The sequence below is a fragment of the Klenkia soli genome, from assembly GCF_900103975.1.
Classification (GTDB): domain Bacteria; phylum Actinomycetota; class Actinomycetes; order Mycobacteriales; family Geodermatophilaceae; genus Klenkia; species Klenkia soli.
The window spans coordinates 248102-269061 of sequence record NZ_FNIR01000004.1 but is presented as its reverse complement, the minus strand read 5'-3'; the positions used below and the strand labels follow the sequence as shown (position 1 = coordinate 269061).

The following is a 20960-nucleotide window of genomic DNA, read 5'->3' as shown; positions in this document are numbered from 1 at the left end:
GGGCCGGCACCCGCTGCGGCCAGGATCGGGTCATGGCAGCCCGGATCACCTCGATCGCCGTGAACTGCTCCGACCCCGCCGCGCTCGCCGCGTTCTGGTCCCAGGTGCTCGGCTGGGAGGTGCACGAGGCCGACGACGAGCTGGTCACGCTGGGGCCACCCGGTCGGCCGGAGGCCCGCCCGGTCATGGACCTCATCCGGGTGCCCGACCCCACGCCGGGCCGTCGGCGGCTGCACCTGGACCTCAACGCCACCGACCGGGACCAGGACGCCGAGCTCGTGCGGTTGCTGGAGCTCGGCGCCACCAGGGTGGACGTCGGCCAGGGGGACGTCGAGTGGGTGGTGCTGGCCGACCCGGAGGGCAACGAGTTCTGCCTGCTCCGCTCCCGCGTCAGCGCCGGGTGACGGCGTACGAGAGGGCGTCGACGAGGGCCAGCCAGGATGCCTCGACGACGTTCTCGTGGACCCCGACCGTCGTCCACTCCCCCGTCTTGTCCGCGGTGTCCACCAGCACCCGCGTGGTCGCGCTGGTGCCTCCGGTCCAGCCCAGGATGCGCACCTTGTAGTCGGCCAGCTCGACGTCGGCCAGCTGCGGCCAGCGGCCCACCAGCGCCGAGCGCAGCGCGGTGTCCAGGGCGTTGACCGGGCCGTTGCCCTCCCCGACGGTGACCACCCGCTCGGTGCCGCCGTGGCCGTCGGGCAGCGCCAGCTTGACCACGGCCTCGCTGACCACCTGGCCGTCGGCCCGGTGCTCGACGGTGGTCCGCCAGCTCTCCAGCTCGAACAGCGGCGCGGGCGCGTCGGGCAGCTCGCCGCGCAGCAGCAGCTCGAAGGAGGCGTCGGCGGCCTCGTAGGACCAGCCGCGCGCCTCGCGCTCCTTGACCGCGGTGACCACCCGGCCGACGGCGTCGCCCTGCCCGGCGAGGTCGACGCCGAGCTCGCGCCCCTTGAGCTCGATCGAGGCGCGGCCGGCCATCTCGGTGACCAGGATGCGCATGTCGTTGCCCACCAGCGCCGGGTCCAGGTGGTTGTACAGCTCGGGGCTGACCTTGATGGCGCTGGCGTGCAGGCCGGCCTTGTGCGCGAACGCCGACGCGCCCACGAACGGCTGGTGGTCGTCGGGGGTGAGGTTGGCCAGCTCGGCGATCGCGTGGCTGACCCGGCTCAGCTCGGCCAGGCACCCCTCGGGGACGACGGGCAGCCCCATCTTCGTGACCAGGTTGCCGATCAGCGTGAACGTGTTCGCGTTGCCTGCGCGCTCGCCGTAGCCGTTCGCCGTCCCCTGGACCTGGGTGACGCCGGCGTCGACCGCGGCGAGGGAGTTGGCGACGGCGCAGCCCGTGTCGTCCTGGCAGTGGATGCCCAGCTGGCCGTCGACCCGGGCCCGCACGTCGGTGACCACGCGGGTGACGTCGCCGGGCAGCATGCCGCCGTTGGTGTCGCACAGGACGCCGACCTCGGCGCCGGCGCCGAAGGCGGCCCGCAGGACGGCGACGCCGTGGTCGGGGTCGGCCGCGTACCCGTCGAAGAAGTGCTCGCAGTCGACGAACACGCGCCGTCCGTGGCCGACCAGGAAGGCGACGGTGTCGGCCACCATCGCCAGGTTCTCCTCCGGCGTGGTGCGCAGCGCGTCGCGCACGTGCCGCAGGTCGGACTTCGCGACCAGGCACACCACCGGCGCGCCGGAGTCCAGCAGCGCGCGGACCTGGGCGTCGTCCTCGACCGCGACACCGGCCTTGCGGGTGGCCCCGAAGGCGACCAGGACGGCGTGCCGCAGCTGCAGCTCGGTGCGCGCCCGGGCGAAGAACTCGGTGTCCTTGGGCAGGGCACCGGGCCAGCCGCCCTCGATGTAGGAGACCCCGACGTCGTCCAGCAGCCGGGCGACGGCGAGCTTGTCGGCCACCGAGTAGGTGATGCCCTCGCGCTGGGCGCCGTCGCGCAGGGTGGTGTCGAAGACCTCGACGACGGTGCTGACGGGGGTGCGGCTCACGGGGTTCTCCTGGGGACTCGGGCCCGGACACGAAAAAACCCCCCGGGGTACGGAGGGTTCGCGCGCAGTCGGGGAGGTGACTGCGCGCTAGGTGATGACGATCGTGCCGACGGTGTGCATCCCCGTCATTGGACCACGGCGGCCGCCCCGGGTGAAGGGGCGGCCGCCGGTGCTCAGCCCGAGGCGAGGGCGGCGAGGCGGTCGCCGACGTCGCTGGTGCGGATCGGCTGGGCCGCGTCGCGGGTGGACAGGTCGAAGGCGACGGCGGCGTTGACCTTGCGGGCCTGCTCGGTGCGGCCCAGGTGGTCCAGCAGCAGCCCGACCGACAGCACGGTGGCGGTGGGGTCGGCCTTGCCCTGCCCGGCGATGTCGGGTGCCGAGCCGTGCACCGGCTCGAACATCGAGGGGTTGGTGCCCGAGGCGTCCAGGTTGCCGCTGGCGGCCAGCCCGATGCCGCCGGTCACCGCGGCCGCGATGTCGGTGACGATGTCGCCGAACAGGTTGTCGGTGACGATCACGTCGTACCGGCCGGGGTCGGTGACGAAGAACATCGAGGCGGCGTCGACGTGCTGGTAGGCGACGGTGACCTCGGGGAACTCGGTGGCCACCTCCTCGACCGTGCGCGACCACAGCGACCCGGCGAAGGTCAGCACGTTGGTCTTGTGCACCAGGGTCAGGTGCTTGCGGGGCCGGGCCACGGCCCGCTCGAAGGCGTAGCGGACCACGCGCTCGGCACCGAAGGCGGTGTTGATGCTGACCTCGGTGGCCACCTCGTGCGGGGTGTCCCGGCGCAGCACGCCGCCGTTGCCGGTGTAGGGGCCCTCGGTGCCCTCGCGGATGCAGAGCATGTCGATGGGCCCGGGGTTGGCCAGCGGGCTGGTCACGCCGTCGTAGAGCTTGGCCGGGCGCAGGTTCACGTGGTGGTCGAGCTCGAAGCGCAGCTTGAGCAGCAGGCCCCGCTCGAGGATGCCGGCGGGCACGCTGGGGTCGCCGATCGCGCCGAGCAGGATCGCGTCGTGCTGGCGCAGCTCGTCGAGCACCGTGTCCGGCAGCAGCTCACCGGTGCGCTGCCACCGGGCCGCGCCCAGGTCGTAGTGGGTGGTCTCGACGTCGTGGGCGACCTCGCCCAGGACCTTGAGGCCCTCGGCCACCACCTCGGGGCCGATGCCGTCTCCAGGGATCACTGCCAGGCGCATGGGGTCAGAGGTTAGTGCCCGCCGCGCGGGGCTCCGGCACCCGGACGCACCGGCACCCCCCGCAGGTGGTGCTCGCGGGGGGTGCCGGTGCGTGCGCCGCGGTCAGCCGGTCGGCGCGTCCGAGGCCGGGGCGTCGGACACCGGGGCGTCCGACGCCGGGGGCGCCGGCGGTTCGGTGACCTGGCTGTCGGGCGCGGGCTCCACCGGGGTGGTGTCCGCCGGCGGGACCGTCGTGGTCACGACGTCCCCGCCCGTGCCGGCGATCGGCACCGACTGGGTGCGGCCGACCGCGCCCGAGTTCTGGCTCAGCACGACCATGGCCCCCTTGTCACCACCCACCGCGGTGTCCGCGGCGTAGGACTCGGCGTCCTGGGTGACCGCCAGCTCCGTGCCGTCGGTGGCCGGCACCACGATCGCCGTCTCGCCGTCGGCGGTGAAGGACAACCCCGGTGCGGTCGGGTCGAAGCTCATCGCCTGCGGCGCGAGCTCGGTCCCGGTCGGGGTGGACACCGTGCCGACGCCGTCGACGGTGCCGGCGTAGCTGGCCGTCTGGACGCCGAAGGTGACCCGGCCGGTGACCTCGGGGATGGCCGACAGCGGGACGCCGAGCACCTGGACGTCGGTGTCGAACGCGTTGGTGTCGACCAGTCCGTCGTACAGGTTCACCGGCGCGTACCAGGGCGCACCGTCACCGCCGGTGAGCTGCCCCTCCCGGTCGGCCAGGAAGGTGATCGGCAGGTCGACGTCGGGCACGCGGGCGGTGTAGAGCTCGTAGTCCCACAGCCCGTCGCCGGTCGCGTCGATGTAGACGCTGGTGAAGGTGAACGTCGCGAGGGACGTGGCCTTCCCGTGCGACGCCACCGCGAAGTAGAGCCCGGGGTCGTCGCCGTACTGCCCGACGTCGGAGGCGACACCGACCGCGGAGAGGTCGACCGACCGCTCCAGCTCGGACTTGTAGCAGTCCGCCGACGCCGTGGTGGTGCACCGCGGCATCTCCGGGCTGGTGCCCAGCTGCTCGAACCCGCTGACCAGCGAGGTGTAGCTGGTCGGGTCGAGCAGGTCGCCGTTGGCCACGCCCTCACCGGCCAGGGTGATGGTCGACCCGTCGTCGGACGGGGTCGCCTGCAGCGTGGACGACGGCTTCGGGTTGGCGTGCACCGGCACCCGCAGCACCTCGCCGCGGTTGTTGGTCGGGGTGAGGAGCACCCGGCCGCTGGCCTCGCCGAGGAACTGCCGGCCGTCGTCGGTGACCACCGTCGGGTCGGCGACCTTGAGCAGGTCGTCCTGGGTGGCGGTCATCGTGACGGTCACCGTGCGGGTCTGGCCCGGCGGCACGGTCAGCCGCTGAGCGGAGAGCGCGTAGCGGACGCCGGGCTGCTGCACGAGGGCGTCGTAGGTGACGCGGTAGACCGCGGCCCGGTCGCCCTTGTTGGACACGGTGATCGTCTTGGTCGCCGACACCTGCTCCTGGTCGACCTCGACGACGCCGAAGGACGCGGTGACCACGCCGGAGCCGGCCTCGGCGTAGGCCAGCACCGTGTTGTTCAGCGCGGCCTCGGCGTCGATGCGACCGGAACCGACCCGGTTGGGCCCGTACACGTCACCGGTCTGCCCCGGCCCGGTGTGCAGGTCGTGGCCGGCCGTGTTCATCAGGTCGGCCTTGATCTCCTCGGTGGTCCAGTCCGGGTGCGCCGCGCGGATGAGCGCGGTGACCCCGGCGGTGGTCGGGGTGGCCATCGACGTGCCGGACTCGGTGACGCCGCCGCTGCCCGAGCCGACACCGGCCGAGAACAGCGTGACGCCGGGCGCGGTCACGTCGGGCTTGGCGCCGTCCTCCTGGCGGGTGCCGCGGGAGCTGAAGGAGGCCAGCAGGTCGACCTGGTCGGGGTCGGTGTAGGTCGAGGCGTCCTTCAGGCTCGGCCCGAAGGTGACGGTGACCGTCTGCCCACCGGCGACGGCGTCGCGCAGCGCGGCCCCGTCGGTGGCGGTGACCAGGATCCCGGGGATCTGGGCGACGCCGGTGATGCCGGTCTCGAGCAGGTCGTCGTCCCCGATGATCATGAAGCCGGCGGCGCCGGCGTTCACCGCGGCGGTGCCCTTGGCGACCGAGCCGCAGGCGAAGCCGTCGGCCTCGATCAGCAGGATCTTCCCCGTCGCGTAGCCGGCCGGCAGCGGTGCGCAGGCCGACTCGTTCCCGGCCGTGGCCAGGACGAGGTCGCCGGTCACGTCGGGCTTGGTCGCGCCGGAGTCGTCGGTGTCGCTGTAGGCGATCGACCGCAGCCCCGGGCGGGTGCCGTCGACGAGGCCCTCGGACGAGGTGACCTGCCAACCGTCGAAGACGCCGTAGCCGTCGTTGCTCGCGGCCACGCCGATGCCCCGGGGGGCGTTGCCCGGCGAACCGCCGATGTCGTAGCTGTCGCCGGCGTTGCCCGCGGCCAGCACGGTCAGCATGCCCAGCTGCATGGCCCGGTCGACGGCCATGGAGTCGGCGTCGTCGGCCAGGCCGTAGTCCGAGCCCAGCGACAGGTTGACGACGTCGAGGTGGTCGCTGGGGTCGCCGTCCTGGTCGGGGTCCAGCGCCCACTCGATGGCCTGCATGGTGACGTCGGTGGAACCGTCGCAGCCGAAGACCTTCAGCGCGTAGAGGTCCGCACCGGGCGCCATGCCGGGGCCGATGCGCAGGTCCGCGGGGACGCCGTCGTCGTAGCCGCCGGTGTAGGTGCTGCCGTCGGCGTTCACGCCGTACCCGGCGGAGGTGCCGGCGACGTGGGTGCCGTGGCCGTTGCAGTCCAGCGGGTTCGGGTCGGGCATCGCGACCGGCTGGTAGGTCGGGCTGCTCGGGTCGGCGTTGTAGCTGTCGCCGACGAAGTCCTGGCCGCCGACCACCTTGGCGTTGGGGTAGACGGTCGCCGGGGCGGGCTGGGCCTCGTAGGCCTGCAGGGTGTCGTACTGGTCGACGCTGCCCGAGCCGCCGAAGTCGGTGTGGGTGTAGTCGATGCCGGTGTCGATGATGCCGATCGAGACGCCCTCCCCGGTGTTGCCGAGGTCCTGCCACGCCTGCACGGCCTGCACGACGGCCGCCGCACCGGTGTTGCTGACCTGCTTCGGGGTGATCGGGTGGACGGCGACGACGTCGGGCAGCGCGGTGAGCGCCTCGTAGTCGGCGGCGTCGGCACGCACGGCCACGCCGGAGAGCACCGTCGAGGTGGTGTAGAGCACCTGGGCGTCGGGGACCGCCGCCGGCAGGTCGGCCGCCACCTGGGCGGCGGCGGCCTCCGCGGCGGGCTGGGCCGCGGCGGCCGCGGCACCCGCTGCGGCCTCGCCGGACCCCGGCAGGGCGTCGGTGTAGACCTCCGAGGTGGACGGGGTCGCCGTCTCCACGAAGAACGACGCCGGCCCGCTGGCGGGCAGCCCGGCCGGCCGGCCGGCGTCGCGCCGGGCGGTGAGGGAGTCCTGGACCTGCTGCAGCTGGTCGGGGGTGAGCGAGATGCGCTCCTGCCCGGCCCGGGCCGCGATGTCGGTCGGCGAGGCCGACGCGAGGCCGGCCCCTCCGGTCATGGTGAGGGCCGCCGCGATCGCGACGATCCCGCTCCGGGCGAGGACGCGGTGGCGTCCGTCCCCGGCGGTGGTTGTCCTGGGAACCACGTGCACCCCTGTCGGCGTTGAAGGTGATCTACGGGCTCCGGCGCCAGCTCCCCGCCGCGCGTGCGGCACCGGTGTGCGTCCACCGTGGTCGTGAGCGGTGCTCAGGACCATGACCCGTTCGGCCCAGTGCGCGCAGCTCTGCCGCGGCAGATGGCCCAACGCGCGCACCGGGTCGGCTCGCGACCGCGGGACCTGCGCCGTACGGCCGCGCGGCCCGGCATCCGGACGACGGACGTTGGGCTGGATGCCGAGTGACCCAGCGTTCAACCATGCCCGGCTGGCAGTCGCCTGGCAGCCACCTGCCCCCGGGACGACGAACGGCGCCAACCCCTCGGGGGGGTCGGCGCCGTCGGCGGTGGTGCTGCGCGGTGCGCTCAGATCGGGTTGAGGTCGGCCGCCCGGGCCTCGCGGGCGCCGATCTGCGCGGCGATGTCGGCCAGCAGCTCGCCGCTCACCTCGCTGTCGACCGTGACGGCCATCAGGGCGTCGCCGCCCTGCGTGGTGCGGCTGACCTGGGCCCCGGCGATGTTGATGCCGGCGGCGCCCAGCGCGGCCCCGACCGTGCCCACGACGCCGGGACGGTCGGCGTAGGTGAAGAACAGCAGGTAGCCCTTGGCCTCCAGGTCGATCTCGAAGCCGCCGACCTCGGTCAGCTTGGGCACCTGGTTCTTCCCGTACAGCGTGCCCGAGACCGTGACCTCGGTGCCGTCGGCCATCGCACCCTGCACCGCGATGAGGTTGCGGTAGTGCGGGCTCTCGACGTCGGAGGTGAGCGACACCTCCAGGCCGCGGGCCTCGGCCAGCAGCGGGGCGTTGACGTAGGTGACCTGCTCCTCCACGACGTCGGCGAACACCCCGCGGAGCACGGCCAGCTGCACGACGGAGACGTCGTACTCGGCGATCTTGCCCAGCACGCGGACCTCGACGGACTGCGCGAGCCCGCCGGCGACCGCGGTGAAGACCCGGCCCAGCTTCTCGGCCAGCGGCAGACCCGGCCGCACGTCCTCGGCGACGATCCCGCCGGCCTGCACGTTCACCGCGTCGGGCACGAAGTCGCCCTGCAGCGCCAGCCGGACGCTGCGGGCGACCGCCGTCCCGGCCTTGTCCTGGGCCTCGGTGGTCGAGGCGCCCAGGTGCGGGGTGACCACGACGTTGGGCAGCGCGAACAGCGGGCTGTCGGTGCACGGCTCCTTGGCGTAGACGTCGATGCCGGCGGCGCCCACCTGGCCCGAGCGCAGCGCGTCGGCCAGGGCGGCCTCCTCGACCAGCCCACCGCGCGCGGCGTTGACGATGATCACGCCCTTCTTCGTCATCGCCAGCTGCTCTGCGCCGATCATCCCGAGGGTCTCGGGGGTCTTGGGCAGGTGGATGGTGATGAAGTCCGACTCCCGCAGGAGCTCGTCGAGGGACACCAGCCGGACGCCGAGCTGCGCCGCGCGGCCGGGCTGGATGTAGGGGTCGTAGGCGATCAGCGTGACGCCGAAGGCGGCCAGCCGCTGCGCGACCAGGACGCCGATGCGGCCCAGGCCGACCACGCCCACGGTCTTCTCGGTGACCTCGACGCCGCTGAACTTCGACCGCTTCCAGGTGCCCTCGCGCAACGACGCGTCGGCGGCGGGGATGTGCCGGGCGGCGGCCAGCAGCAGCGCGATGGCGTGCTCGGCGGCGCTGACGATGTTGGAGGTGGGGGCGTTGACCACCATGACGCCGCGGGCGGTGGCGGCCGGGACGTCGACGTTGTCCAGCCCGATGCCGGCGCGGGCGACGACCTTGAGGTTGGGCGCGGCGGCCAGGGCCTCGGCGTCGATCGTGGTGGCGCTGCGCACCATGACGGCCGCCGCGTCGGCCAGGGCCGGCAGCAGCGCGGCGCGGTCGGCGCCGTCGACGTGCCGGACGTCGAACTCGGAGCCGAGCACCTCCAGGGCGCTGGGGGCGAGCTCCTCGGCGATCAGGACGACGGGCGCAGGGGTGGTCACGGGTGGACAGCCTAGGACCCGCAGGTGGGGGGCGTGCTTGCCCCTCCCCCCGCTGCCCGCCATCCTGACTCCTCATGACCGGTCGCCCGACAGCGCGGCCGGCCTCGCACGGAGGAGAGCAGTGAGCGAGCACCAGGGAGACCAGGGCCGGTCGGAGACGACCCCGTTCGGCGACGGCAGCCAGGGGCAGGGCGGCTACACCCCCGACCAGACCCCCGACCGGAGTGCTCAGGAGCAGGGCGGGTACCAGCAGGGCGGCTACGGCCAGGGGTACGGCAGCAGCGCGTACGGGCAGGGCGGGTACGGGCAGAGCTACGGCAGCGGCTCGTACGGGCAGAGCGGGTACGGGCAGAGCAGCTACGGCCAGAGCAGCTACGGGCAGCCCGACCCCTACGCCCAGCCGCAGCCCTACGCCGGGTACGACCAGTCCGCCGCCCACCAGCAGCAGGGCTACCAGCCCGCCGGCTACGGCCAGCAGCCCTACGGCTACGGACCGGCCGCACCGGCCAAGCCCGGCGCCGTCATCACCGCGGCGGTGTTCGGGTTCGTCTTCGGCGCGTTCGGCGTGCTGGCGTCCCTCGGGCTGCTCGTCTTCGTGGCCTTCGCGATCGGCGCGGGAGCGGGGAGCCTCGACGACCTCAACGACATCGCGCCGGGGTTGGGCAACGTCGTCGGGGCAGCGGTCGGCATCGGCGTCGTCGTCACCCTGGTCGTCGTGGCGTGGACCGTGATCACGATCTGGGGCTCGGTCTGGGCGTTGACCGGGCGCAGCCGGGTGATGCTCGTCGTGGCCGGGTCGATCTCCATCGTGACGACCGGCTTCGGGTTGGTGGGCAACCTGGCCAACCTCGGCGACGGCTTCGGCAGCACCAGCGGCGGTGACGTCGTCCTCAGCCTGGTGTTCTTCGGGGTGGCGGTCGCCATCGTGGTGCTCCTGTGCCTGGCGCCCTCCGCGCAGTTCTTCGCCGCCCACCGCGCCCGCCGCGGCCGCTGAGGTGACCGGCCCGGTGGACAAGCCGCCCGGCCGGCCGCCGACCACCGTGGTGGCCGCCGTGGCCCTGGCCGGCATCCAGGCCCTGTTCTGCCTGCCGGCCTGACTTCAGGGGCCCGCCGCGAGCGTGCGAGTGGTGGGGGGAAGTCAGGTCCTTCTGCTGGTGCTGGCCGTCGCCGTCGTGGGCTCCCTCGACGTGCTGTCGGTGCTGCTGCTCGTGCTGGCCGCGGGGGTGGCCGTCACGACCCGCCGTCCCGAGGTCCGGGAGTGGGCGGCCTGAACGCAGGACGGCCCCGCACCCGTCGGGGTGCGGGGCCGTCGTGCGTCCGGCTCAGCGCTGGGCGGTGCCGGTGTAGTCGTCCGACGCCGAGACCCAGCTCATCAGCCCGCGCAGCTGGCGGCCGGTCTCCTCGATCGGGTGCGCCTCGGCGGCGGCCCGCTTGGCCCTGAAGTCCGGGGCGCCGGCGTCCTGGTCGGCGATGAACTTGGCGGCCCAGGTGCCGTCCTGGATGTCCTTGAGCACCTCGCCCATCGTCTCCTTGACGCGGGCGTCGACCACGCGCGGGCCGGAGGTGTAGTCGCCGTACTCGGCGGTGTCCGACACCGACCAGCGCTGCTTGGCGATGCCGCCCTCGTACATGAGGTCGACGATCAGCTTCAGCTCGTGCAGGCACTCGAAGTAGGCGATCTCGGGCTGGTAGCCGGCCTCGGTGAGGGTCTCGAACCCGGCCTGCACCAGCGCCGACATGCCGCCGCACAGCACGGCCTGCTCGCCGAACAGGTCGGTCTCGGTCTCCTCGGCGAAGGTCGTCTTGATGACGCCGGCGCGGGCACCGCCGATGGCCTTGGCGTAGCTCAGCGCCAGCGCCTGGGCCGAGCCGGAGGCGTCCTGCTCGACGGCGATGAGGCAGGGCACGCCCTTGCCGTCGCTGAACTCGCGGCGCACGAGGTGACCCGGGCCCTTGGGGGCGACCATGGCGACGTCGACGCCGGCCGGGGGCTTGATGTAGCCGAAGCGGATGTTGAAGCCGTGGCCGAAGAACAGCGCGTCGCCGTCCTGCAGGTTGGGCTCGATCGACTCGGCGTACAGCTTCCGCTGCACGTGGTCCGGGGCCAGGATCATGATCAGGTCGGCCTCGGCGGCGGCCTCGGCGGGGGTGACCACGCGCAGGCCCTCGGCCTCGGCCTTGGCGCGGGACTTGCTGCCCTCGGGCAGGCCGACGCGGACGTCGACGCCGGAGTCGCGCAGCGACAGCGAGTGGGCGTGGCCCTGGCTGCCGTAGCCGATGACGGCGACGGTGCGCCCCTGGATGATCGAGAGGTCGGCGTCGTCGTCGTAGAAGATCTCGGCGGCCATGTGCGGTGGAGCTCCTTCGGTAGATGGGTGGAACAGCTGTCAGGCGGAGCGTTCGACCGGGCGCAACGTACCGGCGCCGCTCATCGAGCGCGGGCCCCGGGCCAGGGCGACGGTGCCCGACTGGGCCATCTCCTTGATCCCGAGGGGGGCGAGGACGGCGAGCAGGGCCTGCAGCTTCTCGGGGGTGCCGGTGGACTCGACGGTCACCGTGTCGGTGTTGACGTCGATGACCTTGGCCCGGAAGAGCTCGACGGTCTGCAGCACCTGGGCGCGGTCGGCCAGCGGCGCGCGCACCTTGACCATGAGCAGCTCGCGCTGCACCGAGGCGCCGTCCAGCTCGACGATCTTGATGACCTCGATCAGCTTGTTCAGCTGCTTGGTGATCTGCTCGAGCGGCTGGCTCTCGACGTCCACCACGATCGTCATGCGGGAGAGGTCGGGGTTCTCGGTCGGGCCGACGGCCAGGGACTCGATGTTGTAGCCGCGGCGGCTGAACAGCGCCGAGACGCGGGCCAGCACACCGGACTTGTTCTCGACCAGGACCGACAGGGTGTGCCTGGGCATCAGACGGGGCCTTCCGTGAAGACCGGGCGGACGTCCCGCGCGGCGAGGATGTCGTCGTTGCTGGCGCCGGCGGCCACCATCGGCCAGACCTGGGCGTCCGAGCCCACGACGAAGTCGATGACCACCGGGCGGTCGGTGATCTCCATGGCGGCGGCGATGGTGGCGTCGACGTCCTCGGGACGCTCGCAGCGCAGGCCGACGCAGCCCAGGGCCTCCCCCAGCTTCACGAAGTCCGGGATGCGGATCGGCTCGATCTCGCCACCGCCGGAGCCGCGGTTGTGCAGCCGGGTGTTGGAGTAGCGGCCCTCGTAGAACAGGGTCTGCCACTGCCGGACCATGCCCAGGTTGCCGTTGTTGATCACGGCGACCTTGATCGGGATGCCCTCGATGGCGCAGGTGGCCAGCTCCTGGTTGGTCATCTGGAAGCAGCCGTCGCCGTCGATGGCCCACACGGTGGCCTCGGGGCGGCCGGCCTTGGCGCCCATGGCCGCGGGGACGGCGTAGCCCATCGTGCCCAGGCCGCCGCTGTTGAGCCAGGTGCCCGGCTTCTCGTACTTCACGAACTGCGCGGCCCACATCTGGTGCTGGCCGACCCCGGCGCAGTAGACCGCGTCGGGCCCGGCGATGGCGCCCAGCCGCTCGATGACGTACTGCGGCGACAGGGCGCCGTCCTCGGGCAGGTCGTAGCCCAGCGGGTAGGTCTCGCGCCACCGGTCGAGCTGGGCCCACCAGCCGGAGAGGTCGGGCCGGCCGTGCTCGCCCTGCAGGGTGGTCAGCGCGGCGACCAGCTCGGTGATGGTCTCCTTCGCGTCGCCCACGATCGGGACGTCGGCCTTGCGGTTCTTGCCGATCTCGGCCGGGTCGATGTCGGCGTGCACGATGGTGGCGTCCGGGGCGAAGCTCTCGAGCTTGCCGGTGACGCGGTCGTCGAAGCGGGCGCCCAGGGCCACCAGGAGGTCGGCCTTCTGCAGCGCGGCGACGGCGGTGACGGTGCCGTGCATGCCGGGCATGCCCAGGTGCTGGGCGTGGCTGTCGGGGAATGCGCCGCGCGCCATCAACGTGGTGACGACCGGCGCCCCGGTCAGCTCGGCCAGCTCGGCCAGCACCTCGCTGGCACCGGCCTTGAGCACGCCGCCGCCGACGTAGAGCACCGGCTGCTTCGCGGCCTGGATGACGGCGGCGGCCTCCCGGACCTGCTTGCCGTGCGGGCGGGTGGTCGGCTTGTAGCCGGGCAGGTCGATCCGCGGCGGCCAGACGAAGTCCGTCGTCGCCTGCAGGACGTCCTTGGGGACGTCGACCAGGACCGGGCCGGGGCGGCCGGTGGAGGCCAGGTGGAACGCCTCGGCGATCCGCTGCGGGATCTCGTCGGCGTGGGTGACCAGGAAGTTGTGCTTGGTGATCGGCATCGTGATGCCCCGGATGTCGGCCTCCTGGAACGCATCGGTGCCGATGAAGCCGCTGGCCACCTGCCCGGTGATGGCCACGAGCGGGACGGAGTCCATGTAGGCGTCGGCCAGCGGGGTGACCAGGTTGGTGGCACCGGGCCCCGAGGTGGCCATGCAGACGCCGACCCGACCGGTGGCCTGCGCGTACCCGGTGGCCGCGTGGCCGGCGCCCTGCTCGTGCCGGACCAGGACGTGCCGGACCGAGGAGTCGAAGAGCGGGTCGTACAGCGGGAGGATCGCCCCGCCGGGCAGGCCGAAGACCAGGTCGACGCCGACGGCCTCGAGCGAGCGCACGAGGCTCTGCGCGCCGGTGATGCCGCGGGCCGGCGAGCTCGGGTCCACGACCGAGCCGTCGGTGGTCTCGACCCCCACGGTGGCCTCAGCGGCGACCTGGGTGGGGGTCTCGCGGGCGGGGGCGGTGGTGGTGCTCATCTCGGGTGGGTCTCCCTGGGCGCGGGGGTGGGTGTGCGGTCGGACGCGGCCAACAAAAAACCCCTCGTGCCAGGAGGCACGGAGGGGTGAGCGCGACGGTCGGTGGACCGGCGCGCTAGTCGATGACTACGAGGAGGGCAGGACGCAGCACGCCAGTACTGTGCGCCCGGGCACCGCCCTGCGTCAACCACCGCTTCCCATCCACTGGGATGGGCCGGTCCGCTCCGTGGGACGGCGGCGTCCGGCCGTCAGCCGGCGTCGGCCCGCGCGACGTCGACCCGCCCGACCTGCCCGGGCCAGAGGTGACCACCGCCGGCGTCCAGGCAGGCGACGAGGGCGGGCAGCGTCAGCGGCCGGGAGAGCAGGAAGCCCTGCGCGAACCCGCACCCCAGGGTGCGCAGCACCGTCAGCTGGCTGGGGGTCTCGACCCCCTCGGCGACCACGTCGATGCCCAGGTCGCCGCCGATCCCGATGACCGAGGCGCACAGCGCGCGGGTCTGCTTCTCCTTGTCCACGCGGGCGAGGAAGGTGCGGTCGAGCTTGACGACGTCGACCGGCAACCGGGTCAGGTGGTCCAGCGTCGAGGACGGCGCGCCGAAGTCGTCCAGGGCCAGGTGCACGCCCATCAGCCGCAGCGCGGCGAAGTCCGACGCCACCGACGGGTCCTCCAGCAGCGTCGTGCTGCCGGCGACCTCGACGACCAGCCGCTGGGCGGGGAACCCGGCGGCCCGCAGGGCGCTCGACACGTCGCCGACGACGGTGCCGCTGGCCAGGTGCACCGCGGAGACGTTGATGCCCAGCCGCAGCGGCGCGCCGTGCTCGGGCAGGGCGGCAGCGGCGAGGAGTGCCTCGTGGAGCACCCAGCGCTGCACGTCGCCGACCAGCCCGGCGCGCTCGGCGACCGGGATGAACTCCTCGGGCTCCAGCTCGCCGAACACGGGGTGGTTCCAGCGCACCAGCGCCTCGACGCCGGTGACCCGCTGCTCGGCCAGCGAGACGATGGGCTGCCACACCAGGCCGAGCTCGCCGCGCGCCCGGGCACCGACCAGGTCGGCCCGCAGTCGTTCCCGGCGGTCCCGGACGGCCCCCAGGGCGGGGTCGTACCGGCGCACCGACCCGGTCCCGGACCGCCGCGCCTCCCGGACGGCCAGCTCGGCCCGGTCCAGCACGGTCTCGGGGCCGAGCCCTCCCACCAGCGGGACCAGGCCGACGGCTGCGCTGAGGTCGACGAGCCCCAGGGGGGTCACGACCGGCTGCTCGACGACGGACAGGCAGCGGGCGGCGACCCGGTCGGGTTCGTCCCCCTCGCCGTGCGCCAGGACGGCGAACACCTCGGGCCCGACGCGGGCGACCAGGTCGTCGCCGCGCACCGTGGCCCGCAGGCGGCGGCCGATCTCGACCACGGAGAGCTCGACGACGTCGCGACCGACGTTCTCCCTCGCCTCGTCCAGGCCCTCGACCTCGAACAGCAGCAGGGCCACCTGCGGCGCGTCGTCGGCCGCGGCCAGCTCCTCGGCCAGCGCGATCACGTGCGCCGCGCGGTTGGGCAGGCCGGTGGCCGGGTCGGTGAAGGCCAGCGAGCGCAGCTCGTCCTCGGCGTGCAGCCGCACGGTGACGTCCCGGCAGTGCAGCACGAGGGCACCCACGGCGGCGTCGGCCCGCAGGTCGGTGACGCCCGCCTCCCAGACCCGCCAGCTGCCGTCCTCGGCCGGCAGCCGGAAGCTGCACAAGCCGTCGAGGGCGACCTCGGGGCCGTCCGCGTCCCCGAGCCAGGCGCGCACGGTCTCGACGTCCTGCGGGTGCACGCGGTCGACCAGCGGGACCCCGAGCAGGGGGCGGCCGGCGGCCTCCGCGGGGTCGGCCAGGACGGAGGCCGCCCAGGTGACGGCCCGGTCGTCGTCGAGCACGAGGACGGCGTCGCTGCTGGCCCGGACCACCCGGCGGAACCAGGCCTCGCTGCGCGCGAGCCCGCCGGCGTAGCGCATCTCGTCACCGACGACGACCACCCGGTGCACGCCGGTGAGCAGCAACCCGAGGGCGACCGCCACCAGGGCCGCCGCGGTGGGGGTCGCCATGAACAGCGCGGAGCCCAGCAGCAGGACGGCGGCCAGCACCATCACGCCGTGCGGGAGCAGCTGGCCGGCCAGGGTGATGCCGTGGGTCAACCGGCGTCCGGGCGCGCGCTCGGCCGGCCCGTCGCCGGGGTCCTGCTGGGCGGCCAGGCAGAGCAGCACCAACCCGACCAGGTAGAGCGCGCGGCTGCCGGTGCCCAGCAGGCCGAAGGGGCCGGCGGACCCCAGCACGGACAGGCAGTCGGCCACCGCGACGGCGGCCAACCCGGCGAGGGTCACGCCGCCGGTGGTCCGCCGGGCCGGGCCGGCCGCGGTGACGAAGGTGAGGCCGGAGCCGAGCAGCAGGGTCGCGGCCAGGCAGCTGGCCTCCAGCGCCGCCCGCGCGGGGCCGCTGAGCACCAGGTCGCGCACCAGCGGTCCGACGACGAGCAGCTGGGCCAGCACGAACGCCGCGGTGCAGAACAGGGCGCTCTCGACCAGCAACCGCGCTCCCCCGGCCCGCAGCCGCGACCGGCCGAGCAGGGTCAGGACGGCCACGGCGCCCAGGAGGTGCGGCAGCACCGAGGCCGCCGTGCGCGGCGGGTCGACCGGACCGTGGACGGCGGAGAGCAGCTCGGCCGACGAGGCCAGGACGACCCCGGCGACCAGGGAGAGCGAGACCAGGTGCCACCCGCGGGCCCGGGCGCAGGTGCGGCGCCCGGCCCGGGCGACGACCACGGCGGTGACGACGGCGGCCACCACGACCACGGCGTCGGAGGCCAACCGGCGCTGGCCCGGCGGGAGCAGCGCAGCACCACCGAGCAGGGTCAGGTACGCCAGCCCCGCGAACGGGGTCCAGCGCCGGGTGCGGTCCACGTGATCGACATCGGCAGACCGGGGCCGGCCGACGAGGCCGACCCGGGCGGACTCACCCCTTCGGGGCCTACCCGCAGATGGCGCCCTGCGCAGCCGAGCCCACGAGCTTGGCGTACTTGCCCAGCACGCCGCGGGTGTACCGCGGGGCGGGCGGGGCCCAGCCCTCGCGGCGACGGGCCAGCTCCTCGGCGTCCACGTGCAGGTCCAGGGTGCGGGCGGCGAGGTCGAGCACGATCCGGTCGCCGTCGCGGACGAAGGCGATGGGCCCGGCGTCGGCCGCCTCGGGGGCGATGTGGCCCACGCACAGGCCCGTCGTCCCGCCGGAGAAGCGGCCGTCGGTGAGCAGCAGGACGTCCTTGCCGAGCCCGGCGCCCTTGATGGCGCCGGTGACGGCGAGCATCTCGCGCATGCCCGGGCCGCCGCGCGGGCCCTCGTACCGGATGACGACGACGTCGCCGGCCTTGAGGGTGCCCTCGGTGACGGCCTCCATGGCCCCGGCCTCGCCGTCGAACACCCGGGCCGTCCCGTCGAAGACCTCTGCGTCGAACCCGGCGCTCTTCACGACGGCGCCGTCGGGCGACAGCGAGCCGCGCAGGATCGTCAGCCCGCCGGTCCTGTGGATCGGGTCGTCCATCGCGCGGATGATCGCGCCGTCGGGGTCCTGCGGGCCGATGTGCGCCAGGTTCTCGGCCATGGTCTTGCCGGTGACGGTCAGGCAGTCGCCGTGCAGCAGGCCGGCGTCCAGCAGCGCCTTCATGACCACCGGCACCCCGCCGATGCGGTCGATGTCGGTCATGACGAACCGGCCGAAGGGCTTCACGTCGGCCAGGTGGGGCGTCTTGTCGCCGATCCGGTTGAAGTCGTCGAGGGTGAGGTCGACGCCGGCCTCGTGCGCGATGGCCAGCAGGTGCAGCACCGCGTTGGTCGAGCCGCCGAGGGCCATGACGACGGTGATGGCGTTCTCGAACGCCTCCTTGGTCATGATGTCGCGCGCGGTGATGCCCCGGCGCAGCAGCTCGACGACGGCCTTGCCGGACTCCACCGCGAAGCCGTCCCGGCGCTTGTCCGGAGCCGGCGGGGCGGCGCTGCCGGGCAGGCTCATGCCCAGCGCCTCGGCGGCGCTGGCCATCGTGTTGGCGGTGTACATGCCACCGCAGGCACCCTCGCCCGGGCAGGTGGCCTTCTCGATCTCGGTCAGCTGCTCGCGGGTGATCTTGCCCGCGGCGCACGCGCCCACGCCCTCGAAGACGTCGATGATCGTGAGGTCGCGGTCGCCGAGCTTGCCGGGCATCGTGGCGCCGGCGTAGAGGAACACGGCGGCGAGGTCCAGGCGGGCGGCGGCCATGAGCATGCCGGGCAGGGACTTGTCGCAGCCGGCGAGCAGCACCGAGCCGTCCAGCCGCTCGGCGAACACGACCGTCTCGACCGAGTCGGCGATGACCTCGCGGGAGACCAGCGAGGCGCGCATGCCCTCGTGGCCCATGGAGATGCCGTCGGAGACCGAGATGGTGCCGAACTCCAGCGGGAACCCGCCGCCCTCGTGCACACCGGTCTTCACGGCCTTGGCCAGCCGGTCCAGGCTCAGGTTGCAGGGGGTGATCTCGTTCCAGGACGACGCCACGCCGATCTGCGGCTTCACCCAGTCGTCGTCGCCCATGCCGACCGCGCGGAGCATGGCGCGGGCCGGGGCCCGGTTGTCGCCGTCGGTCACCTCGAAGGACCGGGGCTTCATGGTGGAGGTGCGGGTGTCGTCGGCGGTCGTCACGACCCCGGATGGTAGGCCGCCCGCGTCTGGGAGCATCGCCTGCGTGGCTGTCGCGCGGATGAGGATGAGCCGGGTCGCCCTGCTGCCCGTGCTGGTGCTGGCGGCGTGCACGCTGCCGGTGGCCGGCGCCGCCTGGTGGGGGTTGCCCGTGCTGCTGGTCCCCCTGCTGGCGGCGGCGTGGGTGCTGCGGGTCGGGGTCGACGTCGGCCCCGCCGGCATCACCCCGCGCACGCTGCTCGTCGGCCGCACCGTGCCCTGGGAGGACGTCGCCGGCCTGCGGGTGGGCGAGGACCAGGAGCTCTGGCTGGTGCGGGCGAGCGGCACCGAGGTCCGGCTGCCCGTCGTCCGGGCCCGCGACCTCCCCCGCCTGGCCGCGGTCTCCGCCGGCCGCATCCCCGACCCCGCGGCCTGACCCCCCGCCCCCGCAGCCCGGCCCGACAGGCAGAGGGGGGCGGGTCAGTAGGCGTCGACGACGTTCGCCAGCGGCTCCCCCGCCAGGACCCGTCGCAGCTGGTCGGCGACCGCGGCGGCCGCCCGCTCGTTCGTGTCGGGCACGGCGCCGGCGACGTGCGGGGTCAGCAGCAGCCCGGGGGCCGAGTACAGCGGGTGGCCCGCGGGCAGCGGCTCGGGGTCGGTGACGTCCAGCGCCGCGCGCAACCGGCCGGCGGTGAGCTCGGCCAGCAGCGCGTCGGTGTCGACCACGACCCCGCGGGCGGCGTTGACCAGCAGGGCGTCGTCCTTCATCGCCGCCAGGAAGGCGGCGTCGACCATGCCGGTCGTCTCGTCGGTCACCGGCACGATGAGGACGACGACGTCGGCGGTCGGCAGCAGCTCGGGCAGCTCCGACGTCGGGCGGACGCCGTCCCGGGCGGTGCGGGCGACGTAGGTGAGGTCGACGTCGAACCCGGCCAGCATGCGACCGATCAGCCGGCCGATGTCCCCGGCCCCGACGACCAGCACGTTCGCACCGACCATCGAGTGCTCGGTGCCGAAGGACCAGCGACCGGCGTCCTGCTCGCGGGTGAAGTGCGGGATGCCGCGCTGGGCGGCCAGGGCGGCGGCGACCGCCCACTCCGCGGTGGCCGGGGTGTGCGCGCCACGGGCGTTGCAGAGCACGACGCCCTCGGGCAGCGCCCCCACGAACTTCTCCGCACCGGCGCTCATCAGCTGCACCAGGCGCAGGTCGGGCAGCCCGTCGAGGAAGCCGTCGGGGATGGCCGACCCGCCCGCCGGCACCCAGATGCGGGCGCGCGCGGCGTCACCGGTGGGCGGGCCGTCGGCGGGGTCGACGCGGTGCGCACGGATGCGCGGATCCAGCTGCTCGAGGTGCGCCCCGAGCGCGCGGGAGGGCACCAGGACGTGCAGGTCCTCGTCGGCGGGCAGGTCGATGGTCAGGCTGTCGGGCACGTCCGCAGACGTTAGGGGCCGCCCCGTCGGACGGCGATCCGGGACGCCCCCGGTGCGTACCCTGGCCAGGGTGACCCGGGGAGCCCGCGCGGTGGTGGCCGTGACCGCCTGCCTCGTGCTGGCCGGCTGCGGCGGCGGTGGCTACACCCCCGCCGGCCCGTTCCGCGCGGTGCAGGAGGAGCCCGGCCCCCAGGTCGGGCCGCCGACCGACAGCGTGCCGGCGCCCGCGCCCGGTGACCCCTCCACGCCCGGCGCCGACGAGGAGGACCCCGGCGACCCGAACGTGCTGGCCACCGACCTCGCCGTCCCGACCGGGCTGGTGCTGCTGCCCGACGGCACCGGGGTGGTCGCCGAGCGCGAGACCGGCCGGCTGCTGCAGGTCTTCCCCGACCGCTCGCCCGCGCGCGAGCTGATGGTCGTGCCCGGCGTCGACACCACCGGGGACGGCGGCCTCCTCGGCCTGGCGCTGTCGCCCACCTTCGCCCAGGACGGGCTGTTCTACGCCTACCTGTCCACGGCGACCGACAACCGGGTGGTCCGCTTCCCGCTGGGCGGCACCCCGAACCCGGTGGTCACCGGCATCCCCCGCGGTGAGACCCGCAACGGCGGCGGCCTCGTGTTCGGCGTCGACGGCACCCTCTACGTGGGCACCGGCGACACCGGGGTCGCCACGCTCGCCCAGGACCCCGCGTCGCTGGCCGGCAAGGTCCTCGCCTACGACGTCTTCGGGCAGCCCGTCGGCACCGGGCCCGTCTACAGCTCGGGGCTGTCGAACGTGCAGGGGTTGTGCGTCGGTGCCGACGGCACCGTGTACGCCACCGACGACGCCGCGACCGGCCCCGACGAGCTCGACCGGCTGGTGCCCGGCGGTGACTACGGCTCCCCCGTCGCCGTCCCCGGCGCGAACCCCGCGGTGCTGACCGTCCCCGCCGAGACCGGTGGACTCGCCGGGTGCGCGATCTCCGGCAGCTTCGTCTTCCTCGGTGCCCTCGACGGCGAGCAGGTCGTGCTGGCCACCCTCGGCCCCGACGGTGCCCCGGTCGACGAACCGCAGCCGTTCCTGGCCGACGAGTACGGCCGGCTGCGCACCGTGGTCGTCGACGCCGACGGCGCCCTGTGGATCACCACGTCCAACACCGACGGCCTCGGCACCCCCGCCGAGGACGACGACAAGGTGCTCCGCATCCAGCCGCCGGCGTCGGACCAGACCAGCCCGCTGTGATGACTGTCGCCCTCCGGGCTCCCACCGCGATCAGGTGCCGTCCC

Annotated in this window: 15 protein-coding genes; 5 read left to right on the top strand and 10 right to left on the bottom strand. The window is 74.1% G+C overall.

Annotated elements, in window-relative coordinates; translation table 11 throughout:
• Window positions 1-32: 32 nt before the first annotated feature.
• Complete coding sequence (locus BLS67_RS08000) at window positions 33-404, top strand: VOC family protein (protein WP_091242676.1); 372 nt, start codon at window positions 33-35, stop codon at window positions 402-404.
• On the opposite strand, the gene cimA is transcribed toward BLS67_RS08000, so the two are convergent.
• The 4 genes from cimA to serA form a co-directional block, all read right to left on the bottom strand.
• A complete protein-coding gene (gene cimA, locus BLS67_RS07995; RefSeq protein ID WP_091242672.1) occupies window positions 391-1989 on the bottom strand; it encodes a citramalate synthase in 1599 nt (532 codons plus the stop codon). The two genes, BLS67_RS08000 and cimA, sit on opposite strands and share 14 nt — an antisense overlap.
• A 173-nt stretch (window positions 1990-2162) precedes the next feature.
• Complete coding sequence (locus tag BLS67_RS07990) at window positions 2163-3185, bottom strand: 3-isopropylmalate dehydrogenase (protein ID WP_091242669.1); 1023 nt, start codon at window positions 3183-3185, stop codon at window positions 2163-2165.
• 102 nt (window positions 3186-3287) lie between these two features.
• Window positions 3288-6743 carry a S8 family serine peptidase gene (locus tag BLS67_RS07985; protein WP_109504729.1) on the bottom strand — a complete coding sequence of 1152 codons (3456 nt, stop codon included), beginning with the start codon at window positions 6741-6743 and terminating at the stop codon, window positions 3288-3290.
• A 461-nt stretch (window positions 6744-7204) separates the two neighbouring features.
• The gene (gene serA / locus BLS67_RS07980; RefSeq protein WP_242653913.1) at window positions 7205-8806 is read right to left on the bottom strand and encodes a phosphoglycerate dehydrogenase; all 1602 of its coding nucleotides are present in this window, start codon (window positions 8804-8806) and stop codon (window positions 7205-7207) included.
• A gap of 121 nt (window positions 8807-8927) precedes the next feature.
• On the opposite strand from serA, the gene BLS67_RS07975 reads away from it, so the two are divergent.
• Both BLS67_RS07975 and BLS67_RS23725 read left to right on the top strand, forming a co-directional pair.
• Entirely contained in the window at window positions 8928-9800 is an 873-nt protein-coding gene (locus BLS67_RS07975; RefSeq protein WP_091242660.1) for a hypothetical protein, read from the top strand.
• A 133-nt stretch (window positions 9801-9933) separates the two neighbouring features.
• Window positions 9934-10077: a hypothetical protein gene (locus BLS67_RS23725; RefSeq protein ID WP_165617511.1), complete on the top strand. Its 144-nt coding sequence runs from the start codon at window positions 9934-9936 to the stop codon at window positions 10075-10077.
• A 51-nt stretch (window positions 10078-10128) separates the two neighbouring features.
• Here BLS67_RS23725 and ilvC read toward each other — a convergent pair whose 3' ends face one another.
• From ilvC to ilvD, 5 genes are all read right to left on the bottom strand, one after another.
• On the bottom strand, window positions 10129-11154 hold the full coding sequence (gene ilvC, locus BLS67_RS07970) for a ketol-acid reductoisomerase (protein ID WP_091242656.1): 1026 nt from the start codon (window positions 11152-11154) through the stop codon (window positions 10129-10131).
• A 39-nt stretch (window positions 11155-11193) separates the two neighbouring features.
• Window positions 11194-11718: an acetolactate synthase small subunit gene (gene ilvN, locus BLS67_RS07965; RefSeq protein WP_091242652.1), complete on the bottom strand. Its 525-nt coding sequence runs from the start codon at window positions 11716-11718 to the stop codon at window positions 11194-11196.
• Window positions 11718-13595: an acetolactate synthase large subunit gene (locus BLS67_RS07960; protein ID WP_091242648.1), complete on the bottom strand. Its 1878-nt coding sequence runs from the start codon at window positions 13593-13595 to the stop codon at window positions 11718-11720. The genes ilvN and BLS67_RS07960 overlap by 1 nt, the downstream gene beginning before the upstream one ends.
• Before the next feature lie 248 nt (window positions 13596-13843).
• Window positions 13844-16522 (bottom strand): putative bifunctional diguanylate cyclase/phosphodiesterase, encoded by a 2679-nt coding sequence (locus BLS67_RS07955; protein WP_091242644.1) that lies wholly within the window; start codon window positions 16520-16522, stop codon window positions 13844-13846.
• A gap of 67 nt (window positions 16523-16589) precedes the next feature.
• Entirely contained in the window at window positions 16590-18287 is a 1698-nt protein-coding gene (ilvD, locus tag BLS67_RS07950) for a dihydroxy-acid dehydratase (protein ID WP_242653912.1), read from the bottom strand.
• Window positions 18288-18330: 43 nt separating this feature from the next.
• On the opposite strand from ilvD, the gene BLS67_RS07945 reads away from it, so the two are divergent.
• Window positions 18331-18699, top strand: a complete 369-nt coding sequence (locus BLS67_RS07945) for a PH domain-containing protein (protein ID WP_242653911.1) — start codon at window positions 18331-18333, stop codon at window positions 18697-18699.
• Between the two features lie 44 nt (window positions 18700-18743).
• Here the strand turns inward: BLS67_RS07945 and BLS67_RS07940 are convergent, their stop codons facing one another.
• Window positions 18744-19694, bottom strand: a complete 951-nt coding sequence (locus tag BLS67_RS07940; protein ID WP_207500411.1) for a 2-hydroxyacid dehydrogenase — start codon at window positions 19692-19694, stop codon at window positions 18744-18746.
• Between the two features lie 70 nt (window positions 19695-19764).
• On the opposite strand from BLS67_RS07940, the gene BLS67_RS07935 reads away from it, so the two are divergent.
• Window positions 19765-20916 (top strand): PQQ-dependent sugar dehydrogenase, encoded by a 1152-nt coding sequence (locus tag BLS67_RS07935; RefSeq protein ID WP_242653910.1) that lies wholly within the window; start codon window positions 19765-19767, stop codon window positions 20914-20916.
• Window positions 20917-20960: the final 44 nt, after the last annotated feature.

Excerpts from the sequence above, each read along its gene's own strand:
- BLS67_RS07960 (WP_091242648.1), bottom strand. The coding sequence starts at position 13,595 with ATGAGCACCACCACCGCCCCCGCCCGCGAGACCCCCACCCAGGTCGCC.
- ilvC (WP_091242656.1), bottom strand. The coding sequence starts at position 11,154 with ATGGCCGCCGAGATCTTCTACGACGACGACGCCGACCTCTCGATCATC.
- BLS67_RS07990 (WP_091242669.1), bottom strand. The coding sequence starts at position 3,185 with ATGCGCCTGGCAGTGATCCCTGGAGACGGCATCGGCCCCGAGGTGGTG.
- BLS67_RS08000 (WP_091242676.1), top strand. The coding sequence starts at position 33 with ATGGCAGCCCGGATCACCTCGATCGCCGTGAACTGCTCCGACCCCGCC.
- BLS67_RS07985 (WP_109504729.1), bottom strand. The coding sequence starts at position 6,743 with ATGACCGGAGGGGCCGGCCTCGCGTCGGCCTCGCCGACCGACATCGCG.
- ilvN (WP_091242652.1), bottom strand. The coding sequence starts at position 11,718 with ATGCCCAGGCACACCCTGTCGGTCCTGGTCGAGAACAAGTCCGGTGTG.